The sequence below is a fragment of the Saccharopolyspora sp. ID03-671 genome, assembly GCF_045278815.1.
Classification (GTDB): Bacteria; Actinomycetota; Actinomycetes; order Mycobacteriales; family Pseudonocardiaceae; genus Saccharopolyspora; species Saccharopolyspora ipomoeae.
Genome location: NZ_CP134054.1, coordinates 1,867,994 through 1,882,621, shown reverse-complemented (window position 1 = coordinate 1,882,621; position 14,628 = coordinate 1,867,994). Strand labels below are relative to the sequence as shown.

The window sequence follows — 14,628 nt, the reverse complement described above, 5'->3', positions numbered from 1 at the left end:
TTCGAGAAGGAAGGCACACCGGCCATGCCCGACGAAGAGAAGCTCGTTGAGTACCTGAAGTGGGTCACCGCCGACCTGCACAAGGCCCGTCAACGGCTGGAGGAGGTCGAGGCCGGCAAGCACGAACCGGTCGCGATCGTCGGTCTCGCCTGCCGCTTCCCCGGCGGGGTGCGCACGCCGGAGGACCTGTGGGAGGTGCTGGAGTCCGGCCGCGACGCGATCTCGGGCTTCCCGACCGACCGCGGCTGGGACCTGGGCACCCTCGCGGGCGGCGACGACGGTCGCAGCGCCACCCTGCGGGGCGGCTTCCTCCACGACGCGGCCGAGTTCGACCCGGGCTTCTTCGGGATCTCGCCGCGCGAGGCGCTGGCGATGGACCCGCAGCAGCGCCTCCTGCTCGAAACCACCTGGGAGGCCGTCGAACGCGCCGGCATCGACCCGGTGTCGCTGCGCGGCAGCCGGACCGGGGTGTTCGTCGGCACCAACGGTCAGGACTACGGGCACGTGCTCATCGGCTCGCAGGAGGACGTCGGCGGGCACGCCGGGATGGGCACCGCGGCCAGCGTGCTCTCCGGCCGCGTCGCCTACAGCTTCGGCTTCGAGGGGCCGGCGGTGACGGTGGACACCGCGTGCTCCTCGGCGCTGGTGTCGCTTCACCAGGCGGCGCAGGCGCTGCGCGGCGGCGAGTGCTCGCTGGCGGTGGCGGGTGGGGTCACCGTCATGGCCACCTCGTCGAACTTCGCCGGGTTCACCCGGCAGGGCGGGCTCGCCCCGGACGGGCGGTGCAAGGCGTTCTCCGACGACGCCGACGGAACCGGCTGGTCGGAGGGCATCGGCGTGCTGCTGGTGGAGAAGCTCTCCGACGCCGAGCGCCACGGGCACCCGGTGCTGGCGGTGCTTGAGGGCAGCGCGGTCAACCAGGACGGCGCCTCCAACGGGCTGACCGCGCCCAACGGTCCCGCGCAGCGCGAGGTGATCCGCGCGGCCCTGGCCTCCGCCGGACTCGGACCGTCCGATGTGGACGCCGTGGAGGCGCACGGCACCGGAACGACCCTGGGCGACCCGATCGAGGCGCAGGCGCTGCTGGCGACCTACGGGCAGGAGCGGGAGCAGCCGCTGCGGCTCGGCGCGATCAAGTCCAACATCGGCCACACCCAGGCGGCGGCCGGTGCCGCCGGGGTCATCAAGATGGTGCTGGCGCTGCAGCACGAGCTGCTGCCCCAGACCCTCCACGTCAGCGAGCCGTCGGCGCACGTCGACTGGTCGGCGGGCAGCGCACGCCTGCTCACCGAGCCGGAGGCGTGGCCGCGCGGCGAGAAGCCGCGCCGCGCCGGGGTGTCCTCGTTCGGCGTCAGCGGCACCAACGCCCACGTCATCCTCCGCGAAGCGCCCGAACCGGCCGAGGAACCGGAGCCCGCGGCCACCGGCCCGGCCCCGCTGGTCGTCTCGGCGAAGTCCGCCACCGCCCTGGAAAACCAGATCGAGCGCATCACCCGGCTCGACGCCCACCCCCTGGACATCGGCCACTCGCTGCTCGCCACCCGCCCGACCTTCGACCACCGAGCAGTCCTCATCACCGGCGAAGACGGCCCCGTCGAAGCCGCCCGAGGCGAGGCGAGGTCCGGCGAGTTGGCACTCCTCTTCGCAGGCCAAGGCTCCCAACGTCTCGGCATGGGCCGGGAGCTCTACACGCGTTTCCCTGTGTTCGCGGAGGCCTTGGATGAGGTCTTGTCCCACCTCGAACCCTCGGTCCGAGAGGTCATGTGGGGCGAGGACGAGGAAGCCCTGAGCCAGACGGGCAACGCCCAACCGGCCCTGTTCGCGATCGAGGTGGCTCTGTATCGCCTGATCGAGTCCTTCGGCATCACCTCGGCAAAACTCGTCGGCCACTCGATCGGTGAGGTGGCCGCGGCCCACGTGGCGGGCGTGTTGTCCCTGCATGACGCCTGCACCCTGATCACGGCCAGAGCTTCGTTGATGCAGGCCTTGCCTGCGGGCGGGGTGATGGTGGCGGTGCGCGCGAGCGAGTCCGAGGTGCTTCCGTTTCTGTCGGGTGGTTCTGCTGGTGTCGAGAACTCCCATATTCAGGGTGTCGAAAACAGCGGTTTTCGTCGCGATGAAAACAGCGGTTTTCGATCGGGTGACAGTGGTGGTTCTCGGCCGGGGGTGGTGTCTCTCGCGGCGGTGAACGGGCCCGAGTCCGTGGTTCTGGCCGGGGACGAGGGCGCTGTTCTTGAGGTTGCCGGGAAGTGGGAGTTCAGGCGGCTGAGGGTTTCTCATGCTTTTCACTCGGCTTTGATGGAGCCGATGTTGGGGGAGTTCCGGGAGGTTGTTCAGGGGTTGTCGTTCCTGGAGCCTCGGGTTCCGATCGCTGCTCCCGGGGACGTGACGTCCGCTGAGTACTGGGTGGAGCACGTTCGGGAGGCCGTGCGGTTCCACGACTCCGTGACGTCGTTGCGGGAGGAAGGGGTCACGCGGTTCCTGGAGGTGGGTCCGGACGGGGCGCTGTCGGCGATGGTCGACGGATGTGTCCCGGCGCTGCGGAAGGACCGGGGTGAGGACGTCGCGTTCCTGACCGCGCTGGCCCGGTTGCACGTCAGCGGGCCCGGGGTCGACTGGACACCGCTGTTCGCCGGGAGCGGGGCGCGGAAGGTGGAGCTGCCGACCTACCCGTTCGACCGCGAGCGGTACTGGCCCGAGTCCGTGATCGACCCGCGCACCGCGTTCGGCAAGCTCGACGAGCCGCGGGGTGCGCTGCACCGCGTCGACTGGGTGAGCACCGACGTCGGCACCGCGTCCTCCGGTGCCCGCTGGGCGATCATCGGCAGCGACGAGCTCGACCTCGCCCACCTGCTCTACAGCGCGGGCCAGACCGTCACCGGCTACGGCGAAACCCTCGCCGACGCCGCCGGTGACAGCGGCATCGCCCCCGACGTCTTCCTGGTGACCCTCTCCAGCGGCCGGGACGCCGCCGACGCGCACGCCCTCGCCGAGCGGGTGCTGGGGCTGGTGCAGGAATGCCTCGCCGACCCGCGCTACGACCGCGCGCGCGTCGTGTTCGTCAGCCACGGCGCCACCACCGGCGAAGACCTCGCCTCCGCCGCGGCCTGGGGCCTCGTGCGCTCGGCCCAGTCGGAGAACCCGGGACGGTTCCTGCTCGTCGACTCGGACGGCGAACCGCTCTCGGCCGCGACGCTGCCCGAGCTGGTCTCCACCGACGAACCGCAGGTGCTGGTGCGGGGCGGAAGAACCCACGTCGCCCGTCTCGTCGAACTCCCGCGCACCGAAACCCCGCACGCCGACTGGGATCCCGAGCGCACGGTGCTCATCACCGGCGGAACCGGCGGCCTCGGCGCCGAACTCGCGCGCCACCTGGTCACCCGGCGCGGCGTCCGGCACCTGCTGCTGGTCAGCCGCCGCGGCGCCGACGCGCCGGGAACCGCCGAGCTGCAGGCCGAACTCGCCGAGCACGGCGCCGCCGCGACCGCCGCGGCGGTCGACGTCGCCGACCCCGACGCCGTGACGACCCTGCTCAAGTCGATCCCGGCCGAGCACCCGCTGGGCGCGGTCGTGCACACCGCCGGCGTCCTCGACGACGGGCTGGTCGACGCGCTCACCCCGCAGCGGCTCGCCGACGTGATGCGCCCCAAGGTCGACGGCGCGTGGAACCTGCACGAGGCCACGCGCGATCTCGACCTGTCGGCGTTCGTCCTGTACTCGTCGCTGGCCAACGTCCTCGGCGGCGCCGGGCAGGGCAACTACGGCGCCGCCAACGCCTACCTCGACGCCCTCGCCGCCCACCGCAGGGCCGCCGGACTCCCGGGCGTGTCGCTGGCGTGGGGCCCGTGGATGCAGACGGGCGGCATGACCGGCGAGCTCAGCGACGCCGCGCTGGACCGCATCACCCGCTCCGGCATACCCCCGCTGGCGCCCGAGCGGGGACACGCCCTGTTCGACGCCGCCCTCACCGGCGACGACGCCCTGCTGATCGCGGCCCACGTCGAGACCGGCTCGCGCGGCCACGTCGCCCCGCTGCTGCGGGGCCTGCACCCCGACGAACCCGCCGACCGGCCCTCCGGCACGGCCGCGGTCACCTTCCGGGACCGGCTGCGCGAAGCGGACCCGGAGGCGCGGGAACCCATGCTGCGGGTCCTCATCGTCGACACGTCGGCCGCGCTGCTTGGCCACCCCGATCCCAGCGCCGTCGATCCCGAACGCGACTTCCTGGAGCTGGGTTTCGACTCGCTCATCGCCGTGGAGCTGCGCAACCAGCTCTCCGAGCAGCTCGGCGTGCGGCCCTCCAGCTCGATCGTCTTCGACAGTAAGACCCCCGCCCAGCTCGCCAAGACCCTGCTCGGCGAACTCGGCTCCCTCGACGGGCCCAGCGCCGCGCCCACCCCGGGCCTGGGCCGGGCCGTGGACCCGGGCGACACGCTGCACGGGCTGTTCATGCAGTCGGTCAGCTCCGGCCAGACGCTGCAGGGACTCCAGGTCCTCAAGCACGTCGCCCTGCTGCGACCGCAGTTCGAGAACCCCGCCGAGCTGGAGGAACTGCCCACCCCGGTCCCGCTGGCCGACGGCCCGAAGCAGCCGAAGCTGATCTGCATCAGCGCCCCGGGCGCCACCGCGGGCATCCACATGTACGCGCGGCTGGCGGCGCAGCTGCGCGGCAAGCGCGAGGTCGCCGCGCTGCCGCTGGTCGGCTTCGAACCCGGCGAACCGCTGCCCGCGACCGGCGAAGCCGCCGCCCGCTGGGTCGCCGAGGCCGTGCTGCACGCCAGCGACGGCGAACCGTTCGCGCTCGTCGGCCACTCCTCCGGCGGCACCCTCGCCTACTTCGCGGCCGCCGTGCTGGAGGAGACCTGGGGCATCACGCCCGAGGCGGTGATCATGCTCGACACGCTCAGCCTCCGCTACGACAGCCACGAGGGCATGGACTTCGACGCGGTCACCACAAACTACTTCAACACCATGGAATCCCCCGCGGTGAGCCTCAACAGCGCCCGGTTGTCGGCGATGGCGCACTGGTTCGTCCGCATCGTCGACATCGGACTGGAGACCTCGGCGCCGAAGCTGATGATCCGCTGCGCCAAGGAGGTCGACGGCACCGACCTGGAGATCACCGGCAAGGACGTCGCCGTTCCGCACGACGACCTCCGGCTGGTCCAGACCGACCACATGTCGATGGTGAAGGAGGACTCCGACCTGACCGCGCAGGTGATCGAGGACTGGCTCGGCACCCGAACCCCGACCGCACCTGGAGAGGTGTCATGACCGCAACAGACGAAGAGCTCCCCCTGGTGGGAGTCGAACGCCCGTCCATCCTCAGCTTCAGCCAGGTCCGCCTCGACCTGCAGAAGAAGGCGCCGGTGTGCCGCATCCGCACGCCCGCCGGTGACGAGGCGTGGCTGGTGACCCGGCACGCCGAGGTCAAGGAGCTGCTGCAGGACAACCGGCTCGCCCGGTACCACCCGGACCCGGCCAACGCGCCGCGGTTCCTGCGCAACCCGATGCTGGACATGCTCGTCACCAACACCGACGTGGAGACCGAGCGCAAGGTCCACGAGGAGAAGCGCGCCCTCTACACCAAGAGCTTCGCGGCCCGCCGCGTCCTCGACCGCAAGTCGCGGGTGGAGGTCATCGCGCACGCCAAGATCGACGAGATCATCGCCGCCGGTCAGCCCGCCGACCTGCACGAGATGTTCTCCACGGTGTACTCGCAGAACGCGCTGTGCGACATGATCGGCATCCCCGAGGACGCCCGCGAGGAGCTGCTGACCCAGATGGACCGGGTCGGCGCCGTCGACCGGGAGCACGCCGAAGGCGGCATGGAGTCGGTGTTCGCGTTCGCCGCCGAGGTCGGCAGGCGTCGCCGGGACGACCCCGGCGACGACGTGATCACCCGGTTCGTCGAGAGCGGCCTGACCGACGACGAGATCGGCATGCACGTCGTGGTCCTGCTGTTCACCGGCCTGGCCGGGCTGGTCAGCCACCTCGACTTCGGGGTGCTGCTGTTCCTGCTCAACCCGGAGCAGCGCGAGCTGGCGCTCGACGACCCGGAGATCATGGCGCGCGCCGTCGACGAGGTGATGCGGGCGACCATCGGCAGCCCCGTCCTGCCGCGCTACACCAGCGAGGACATGGAGGTCGGGGGAGTGACGATCCCCTCCGGTGACCTGGTGATGCTGGACTTCTCGCTGGCGAACTTCGACGACCGCGTCTACGAGAGCCCCGAGCGGTTCGACGTCACCCGCACGCCCAACCCGCACTTCACCTTCGGCCACGGCATGCGCCACTGCACCGGGGCGCCGCTGGTGCGGATCATCATGGCGGTCGGGTTCACGGCCCTGTTCTCGCGGCTGCCGGAGCTGAGCCTCGCGGTGCCGCAGTCGGAGCTGGAATCGCGCGCGGGCGGCAAGCTCGCCGGCGGCCTCGAACGATTCCCGATCCGCTGGTGAGGGAGGTCCGGAGATGATGGGCGAAGAGCTCCGCGCGTGCCCGTTCCCGATGCCGCGCGACGACGCGCACCGGCTGGACCCGCCTCCCGAGTACCGGCGGCTCCGCGAGGAGGAGCCGGTGTGCCGGGTGCGGACGTCGGCGGGCGACGACGCGTGGGTGATCAGCCGCTACGACGACGTGCGGGCCGCGCTCAGCGATCCGCGGCTGAGCTCCCAGGTGGCGCACCCGGGATATCCGCGGTTGTTCTTCCCGGAACCGGCACCGCCCGGGGCGTTCGTCCAGTCCGACCCGCCGGACCACACCCGCTACCGGCGGATGGTGGTCGGCCAGTTCACCCGCAAGCGGGCCGAGGCGATGCGGCCCTACCTGCAGGAACTGGTGGACGCCCGGATCGACGCGATGCTCGCGGCGGGACCGCCGGTGGACCTCGTGGCCGAGTACGCCAAGGAGGTCCCGCTGTCGGTGATCTGCAAGCTGCTCGGCGTGCCCTACCGGGACCGGGTGGCGTTCGGCCGGTGGGTGCAGAAGCTCAACGAGCCGACCGCGAACCCGTCGGTGAACAAGGGCGCGGCGAGCTCGCTGTTCCAGTACCTGCGCAGGCTCGTCACGGCCAAGGCGAAGAAGCCCACCGACGACCTGCTGGGCTGGCTCGCCGGCAACCACCTCGCCAACGGCGAGATCACCCGGGAGGAGATCACCGCGATGGCGATGATGCTGCTCTCGGCCGGCTACGACACCTCGGCCAGCGCCATCTCGCTGAGCGTCATGACGCTGCTGGAGAACCCGGACCAGCTGGCCAAGCTCCGCGACGACCCGAGCTTGATCAACAGTGCCGTGGAGGAGCTGCTGCGGCACCAGAACATCATGCAGTGGGGCATGGGCCGGGTCGCCCTGGAGGACGTGGAGATCGCGGGCCGCACCATCCCGGCGGGCGACGGCGTGATCCTCCTGCTGCCGTCGGCGGACCGCGACGAGGCGGCCCACCCCGACGCGGATCGCCTGGACATCACCCGGGAGACGGGAATCTCCCTGTCCTTCGGACACGGCCTCCACAGCTGCGTCGGCAAGTTCCTGACCCGGGTCGAGATGCAGGTGGCGATCGGCACTCTCGTCCGCCGCATCCCCACCCTCGCCCTCGCCACCCCGCTGGAGGACCTCCACTACCGGGACGCAGCGATCACCTACAGCGTCCGAGAACTCCCCGTCACCTGGTGACACGCGGAATGCGGCCGCGATCGGGGACCTGATCGCGGCCGCATTCCGCGACACCCCCGGGGCGGCGCAGCGCTGGGCCGACCCCGTCGGGGAGGCGGGTTCGGGCAGCGACATCGTGCGGAGGGGACGGTTTTAGCCAGAATCGCCCGGGATTTCGGGGGTGAGATCCCGGGCGATTCTGGCTAGAACCGTCCCCCGGGTGACGTTCGAGCCGAACGGGACCGAGGCGCTGCGGCGAGTCTGTGACCGCGTGGCCCGGGTGTGGGCCACGCGGTGTGGGCAGCTCAGGGTCGCTGGGCCGCGAGCAGGAGGTAGCCGAGCTCCTTGACGTCGATGAGGCCGGGGGCGGGGATGCCCGCGGCCAGGGCCTGGTCGAGGGTGGCTTCGGGGTGGTCGGCCGCCCAGTCCGTCCAGGGCTTGGACATCGCGATGAAGGTCTTGCGGGTCGTGTGGTCGCTGATGTCGCGGATCTCGTCGAACAGCATCCCGGCGTCGCGCAGCATTTGCGGGTAGTCCTCGACCGGGACCGTGGTGATCAGGGAGCTCTCCAGCAGCAGGTCCACGAACGGGCGGTGGACCTCGGGGATCGGGGCGCGCTCGAAGAAGTCCGTGAGGACCAGGCGGCCACCAGGGCGCAGCACGCGGGCGATCTCGCCGAGCACCTGCCTGCGGTCCGGCATGTGCATCATCGACTCCAGCGCGAACACCGCGTCGAACGAGGCGTCCGGGAACGGCAGCCGCAACGCGTCCGCCAGCTGGAAGTCCAGCCGCAGATCTTCCGACCGCGCAACGGCTTTCGCCTGCTCGATCTGCGCCTCGCTGACCGTGATGCCGGTGACCTGCGCGCCCGTGCGGCGAGCCGTCCGCAGCGCGGGCCCGCCGATGCCGCACCCGACGTCGAGCACGTGGTGGGTGTCGTCGACGCGCAGCCGGTCGATCACCATGTCGGTGAGCCGCAGCGCCGCGACCCCCAGGGGCGCGTCGTCGTCCTCGGACTCCCAGTAGCCGAAGTGCAGGTGCTCGCCGAAGCCGAAGTTCGGCACCTCCGCCTCCTCGGGCCACAGTTCGCGGGACTCGGCGGCGAACCGGTCGTAGAGCTTGCCGACGGCCTCGGCGTTCGAGGTGCTCGTCTCGGACATCAACGGCTCCTAGGGTTTTCGTCGTGGTCGGTGCCGCCGAGGAGTCGGGTGAACACCTCGGTCAACTCCGCGACCGGGTCCGCGGCGGCGTCCGCGCTGCGCCAGGCGACGAACCGGTCCGGGCGGATCAGCACCGCGCCGCGCTCGGTGACGCCGCGGTGCCCGACCCACGCCGAGCGCGGGTCCAGGTGGTCGCCGTCGAGGTGCCCGATGCTCACCGCGTCCAGCGGCAGCTCGGAGCGCTTGACGAGCTCGACCGCGGCCTCGGTCCACCGGTCGTCCTCGCCCGCGATCAGCAGGAACCGACCCGGCCGGACCAGGTCCATGATCGGGTAGCGGTGGCCGTCCCGGTCCTCCAGCAGCGCGTGCGGCAGCGGCCGGCCGGGACGCGTGCCGGGCTGGTAGTGCCGGATCGGGTCGGGATTGGCGGGTTCCGGCGTGCCGTCGGGCAGCACCGCGCCGGACTCGTAGGTGTAGCCGGTCTCCAGGTTGAGGGCGTTGAACTCCATCGACTGGCCGGCGATGGCCCGGTGCACCGAGGCGCGGAACTCCGCGTCCTCCGGCAACCCGCTCCACAGCCTGCGCAGCGCAGTCCAGTTCTCCGACGGGACGCTGTCCGGGCCCATGCCGACGACCTCGATCGCCGAGAGGTGGTTGACGATGTTGTTCACCGCCTGCCCGACGGTGCGCCCGGTGACCTTGCGGCGCTCGACCTCGTAGCTGTCCAGCAGCGCCTCCCCGGCGTCGCCGTGGAGCACCGCCGCGAGCTTCCAGGCGAGGTTGTGCGCGTCCTGCACCGCCGAGTTCAGCCCGTACCCGCCGGTGGGCGGGAAGCGGTGCGCGGCGTCGCCGAGCAGGAAGATCCGGCCGTCGCGGAACCGCTCCGCGACCGAGCCGCCCATCGTCCAGCGCGACACGGCGTGCACCTGCATCTCGGACTCGGCGAGCCCGAGGATGGTGCGGACCTCGGCCAGCACCGACTCGTCGCCGGGTGCGTCGGCACCACCGGTGACCGGGCTGGTGTGCACGACCCACTCCTCGGAGTCCGGGCCCCAGCGGGTGGGGCCCGCGGGCAGCAAGGTCGCGCCGACACCGGTTTCCGGCAGCCAGAACCAGCGCAGCAGGACCTCGGGATCCGACACGCGCGTCGACAGGTCGGCGGTCAGGTGCACTGACACCATGCGCGCGATGTCGTCCATGCCCTCGAAACCGATGCCCAGCGCGGGACCGATCATCCGGCCGCCGTCGCAGGCCAGCAGGTAGTCGCCGCGCACCCGGTAGGTCTCACCGGTCGCGCCGTCGCGCACCGTCGCGGTCACGCCGGTGCCGTCCTGCTGGAAGTCGGTCAGCTCGTGGCCGAACCGGACGCGGCCCGGGCCGAGCTCGTCGGCGCGCTGCTTGAGCAGCGGTTCGAGGTGGCGCTGCGGCAGGTTCGCCGGACGGCAGTGGCTCGCGGCCGCCCACGCCGGGTTGGCGCCGCCCGCACCCCACAGCTCGACCTTGCCCAGGCAACGACCCCTCTCGGGATCGTCGGTGCCCTCGATGTACCAGCCGGCGTGGGTCATGTTCTGCGGCGGCGTGCCGCGCTCGTAGACGGCGTCGGCGACGCCCGCGTCGCGCAGGATCTCCATCGTCCGCTGGTGCAGGATGTGCGCCTTGGGCAGCGTCGAGGTCGTCGGCGCCGCGCTGACCAGCAGCGATTCCACTCCCAGCGAGGACAGCAGGATCGACGCGGTCAACCCCGCGCCACCACCTCCGACGATGAGCACCGGCACATCGCAGGGGCCCGGCTCGCTCATGTTCTCCTCCTGCCCGGCGCCGCGGCGGTGCGGAACCGGATTTCAACGGAAGTCGGGAACCCGATTTCAATGGAAATCCGGGACCCGGTTTCCATTGAAATCAGGTCACTCGGGTTTGCGGCCGATGACGGCGCCGTCGGCGCCCGCAGCGTTGATGCGTATCACCTCCAGGTCGACGAATCCCGCGTCGGCGAGCCAGTCCTGGTACTCGGCCTCCGAGTAGTTCTGCCCGCCCGCGTGGCTGACCAGCATGTTCAGCCCCATCACCGCGGCGTTGGCGGGTCCGGTGCGGTCGGGGTCGAGCAGCAGCTCGCAGATGAGCACGGAGCCTCCGGGTTCGAGCGCGGCGAAGCACTTGTCCAGCAGTTCCCGGTTGGTCTTCTCGTCGCCGCAGTGCATGACCTGGCTGAGCAGCATGACGTCGTAGCCGCCGGGAAGCGTCTCGTCGGTGGTGAAGTCACCGGGCACGGCGTCGATGACGTCGTCGAGCCCGGCCTCGGCGATCTTGCGCTCGACGACGGTGCACACGTGCGGCAGTTCGTAGACGCCCGCGCTCAGCCCCGGAACCCGGCTGCACAGCTCGATCGGGATGCCGCCGGAACCGCCGCCGACGTCGAGGAGCCGCTGGTGGCGGCTGAAGTCGTAGGCCGCGCCGAGCTCCTTGCCGGTGTAGCCGGCCAGCGCGTGCATCGCCTCCCAGAAGAAGTTCATCATGAAGTCGTTGGGGGCGAAGACCGTGTCCTGCTGCTGCTCGGGGTCGACGAACATCGACCGGTTCGTGCGCAGCGAGTTCACCAGCTGCTCCCAGCCGGGGTAGAGGCCGCGGTCGTAGAACTGCACGAAACCGCCGAAGAAGTAGGGCTTTCCCTTGACCAGGAACTCCTCGGCCATCGCCGAGTTCCGGTAGCGGCCGTCGCGCTTGTCGAGCAGGTCGAGCGCCACCAGCGCCGGCAGCAGGATGTCCGCCGGGCGCTGCTGCAGCCCGATCTCCGCGGCGAACTCCTCGGCGGTGACCTCGCGTCCTCCGGAGAGCCGGGTGAACACGTCCAGCTCCACCGCGGCCGCGAAGGTCTTGAAGCGCATGAATCCGGTGGTCAGATCGAGCAGCGGCTGCTGGCTGACCTCGTTCGCGTTGTCCGTCAAGGCTTCTCCTGGGCGTGGAAGGGCCGGACGATGACACGATAGGCGGGCGGGCGTTAGTGAAACGCCCACTGCTTCACCAAGATCGCGTCGGGATCACGGCTTCTTGCGGGCGATGTGGTGCCGGTAGCTGTGGTAGGACTGCTGGGCGCGCCTGGGCCGGATGCGGGTCGCCTCCAGCACCTGGTCGACCACGTCGCGGTGTCCGACGAAATCGGCTCCGGCGAGGTGAGAACCGCCGCGCCCCATCATGATCCGGGTCTTGACCGACAGCTTCTTCGCCGAGAAGTTCCGGCGGTAGAAGCTTCCCGGTTCCAGGCGCTTGCGGATCGCCGAGCGCACCCGCTCGGTCACGTCGACGTCCTCGATCCACTCCAGCGGCCCGTCCTGCTGCTTGATCCGGCCGAGCAGCTCGTGGGACTGGTCGATGAACAGGTCGATGTGCGAGAGGTACCCGCCGGGCTTGAGCACGCGGGCGGCCTCGTTCAGGAATCCGCCGAGATCGGGGTAGTTGTGGGAGCTCTCGACGTTGAGCACCACGTCGAACTCGCCGTCGGCGAAGGGCAGGTCCTCCGCGTCGCCCTGCACGAAGCGCAGCCGCTCGCCCCGGGACAGCCGCGCGTTGGCGCGGTCGGTGGCGGCCTGCGACAGGTCGAGCCCGACGACCTCCGAGGCGTCGATGATCCGCGACACGAAGTTCAGCCCCTCGCCGAGACCGCAGCCGACTTCGAGGACCTTCTTGCCCGCGTAGTCGGCCAGCGGGACCGGAACCTGGCGCAGCGCCTGGAAGTACAGCTGCTCGGAGAACCCGTCGGTGCCGTGCTCGTCGAAACCCGGTATCAGAGAACGGATCTCGCGCAGCACGTCCTCGTCGTGCAGGCCCCAGTTCCAGAAGTCGCCCTGGGTCGACCACGAGGCGACCCCGTTGTAGATCTCCGACACCGCGCCCTTGACCCGCTCGGGCGGCGGACCGGAGGAGTGCTTGGTGTTGAGCTTGCGGAAGCCCGAGCTGAAGTCGTCCGCGGTCGCGGAGTCCTGCGCGCTCGTCGACATGGTGGTCCGCCCTTTCTGGTCAGTGCCGTGGGTCGCGCCGGGCCGCGACCGGCCTGCGCTGGAGGGACGGCGACCCGGTGATCTGGGCGCGCAGCTCGCGCACGAGCCGGGTGAGGTCGGCGCGGTCGCGCGCCCCGCCGAAGACGTAGAAGTCCGGCCGCACCAGCACCGCGACCTGCCGGGACTCGGTGAGGTACGGGAGATAGGTGTTGCCGACGTCGACGACCTCGTGCGGGCCCGCGTGCTTGGGACCGGACCCGAACGGCAGCACCCGCACCAGGTGCGCGCCGAGGTCGTCGAGGAACGAGCGGGACTCGTCGTCGAGCGCCTCGCGCGGGTCCACCGAGGACAGCAGCACGAAACCGCGACCGACCACGTCGTCGAACAACCCGCGCTGCTCGCCGCGCGCCACCGCGCCCTGCGGCATGAGCTCCCCGGCGGGCTTGGCGATGGTGCGGCCGAGGGCCCGCCGCAGGAACCCGTCCTCCAGCGCGAACGACGGCGGCGCGGCCTCGGGCTGGTCCTGCTCGGAGCGCGCGGCGATGAGGTACTCGTCGCGGGCCGCGGCCTTGGCCGGGTCGAGCTCGGAGACCAGCTTGCCCATCTCGATGGAGGCGTCGGTGGTGCGCCGGACCTGCTCGGCGCGCTCGGCGGGGTAGGTGTCCAGCAGCCGCTCGGCGGCCCGGCCGCCCAGCACCAGGTCCAGCCGCCACGCCAGGCTCGCCGCGTCCCGCACGCCCGAGCACATGCCCTGACCTGCGAACGGTGGCATCAGGTGCGCCGAGTCCCCGGCCAGCAGCAGCCGCCCGCTGCGCCACTGCTCGGTCATGCAGGCGTCGAAGGTGTAGACGATGTTGCGGGTCAGCTTCGCGTTCTCCGGGGACACGCCGTGCGGTTCGAGCAGCCGCCACAGCGCCTCCTCGGTGCTGAACTCCTCGACGGTTTCGCCGGGCAGCAGCATGAACTCCCACCGGCGGTGACCGCGCCCGCTGGCGACGATGGTCGTCGGCCGCGCCGGGTCGCAGATCTGCACGTCGGTCGGGTGGAATTCGCGCGGCTCGTGGAACACCACGTCGCACAGCAACCAGTCCTGGGAGAACCCGTGGTCGGTGACCTGCGCGCCGATGTGCTCGCGGACGACGCTGTTCGCCCCGTCGCAGCCGACCAGCCACGAGCCGGTGATGCGGCCGTCCTCCAGCGCCGGGCCGGACGCGCGCACCTCGACGTGGTCGCCGTGATCGGTCAGGTCCTCGACCTCGTGGCCGCAGAGCAGCCGCAGGTTCGGCAGCGTCTCGGCGTGCGCGCGCAGCGCGGCCTCGTACGAAGGCTGGTGCATGACAGCGGCTTTCGGCCAGCCCTGGTGGCCGGGCCGGTACGGCGCGTCGAAGCTGAGCAGCACGTCGCCGGCCGCGTTGCGGAACTCGTAGACGCCCATCGGCTCGCCGAGATCGTGCAGCTGGTCGCCGATCCCGGCGGCGGCGAAGTTCCGGGAGGTCTCGCCGTCGATGGTGACGACGCGCGGGAACGGGTACTGCTCGGCGTAGCGCTCCAGGACCGCCACCTGCCATCCGCGGTGCGCGAGCAGCAGGGCGAGGGTCAGCCCCACCGGGCCGCAGCCGACGATCACCACGTCCGCGTCGGCACCGCGGTCGGACCTTGGGGGCTCAGCTGGGATCGACATCTCACTTCCGCTCGAAGTCGGTGGCGTGGGCGGCGTTGCGGCGTCAACCGTAGGCGCAGAACACTCGGGGAACTCCCAGTCCTGAACTCCCGCGATCCCGGCGCGGGTGCTTGCTAGGGAAATTCTCACTACCCCTCGGTCT

The 14,628-nt window shown here is 71.1% G+C and carries 7 protein-coding genes and 1 pseudogene; 3 read left to right on the top strand and 5 right to left on the bottom strand.

Annotated elements, in window-relative coordinates; genetic code table 11:
• Window positions 1–24 precede the first annotated feature (24 nt).
• From REH65_RS08505 to REH65_RS08495, 3 genes and pseudogenes are all read left to right on the top strand, one after another.
• Window positions 25–5,274, top strand: a pseudogene (locus REH65_RS08505) (SDR family NAD(P)-dependent oxidoreductase); the annotation flags it as partial.
• The gene (locus REH65_RS08500; protein ID WP_406692012.1) at window positions 5,271–6,458 is read left to right on the top strand and encodes a cytochrome P450; all 1,188 of its coding nucleotides are present in this window, start codon (window positions 5,271–5,273) and stop codon (window positions 6,456–6,458) included. The pseudogene REH65_RS08505 and the gene REH65_RS08500, both read left to right, overlap by 4 nt.
• Before the next feature lie 13 nt (window positions 6,459–6,471).
• Window positions 6,472–7,674, top strand: coding sequence for a cytochrome P450 (locus REH65_RS08495; RefSeq protein ID WP_281457640.1), 1,203 nt, complete (start codon window positions 6,472–6,474; stop codon window positions 7,672–7,674).
• A gap of 284 nt (window positions 7,675–7,958) precedes the next feature.
• Here the strand turns inward: REH65_RS08495 and REH65_RS08490 are convergent, their stop codons facing one another.
• From REH65_RS08490 to REH65_RS08470, 5 genes are all read right to left on the bottom strand, one after another.
• Window positions 7,959–8,813, bottom strand: a complete 855-nt coding sequence (locus REH65_RS08490) for a methyltransferase domain-containing protein (RefSeq protein ID WP_406692011.1) — start codon at window positions 8,811–8,813, stop codon at window positions 7,959–7,961.
• Window positions 8,813–10,612 carry an FAD-dependent monooxygenase gene (locus REH65_RS08485; RefSeq protein WP_406692010.1) on the bottom strand — a complete coding sequence of 600 codons (1,800 nt, stop codon included), beginning with the start codon at window positions 10,610–10,612 and terminating at the stop codon, window positions 8,813–8,815. Before REH65_RS08485 ends, REH65_RS08490 begins: the two co-directional genes overlap by 1 nt.
• Window positions 10,613–10,717: 105 nt before the next feature.
• Window positions 10,718–11,755: a methyltransferase gene (locus REH65_RS08480; protein ID WP_406692009.1), complete on the bottom strand. Its 1,038-nt coding sequence runs from the start codon at window positions 11,753–11,755 to the stop codon at window positions 10,718–10,720.
• A gap of 93 nt (window positions 11,756–11,848) precedes the next feature.
• Complete coding sequence (locus tag REH65_RS08475) at window positions 11,849–12,805, bottom strand: class I SAM-dependent methyltransferase (RefSeq protein ID WP_406692008.1); 957 nt, start codon at window positions 12,803–12,805, stop codon at window positions 11,849–11,851.
• 19 nt (window positions 12,806–12,824) lie between these two features.
• Window positions 12,825–14,486: a bifunctional 3-(3-hydroxy-phenyl)propionate/3-hydroxycinnamic acid hydroxylase gene (locus REH65_RS08470; protein WP_406692007.1), complete on the bottom strand. Its 1,662-nt coding sequence runs from the start codon at window positions 14,484–14,486 to the stop codon at window positions 12,825–12,827.
• Window positions 14,487–14,628 lie beyond the last annotated feature (142 nt).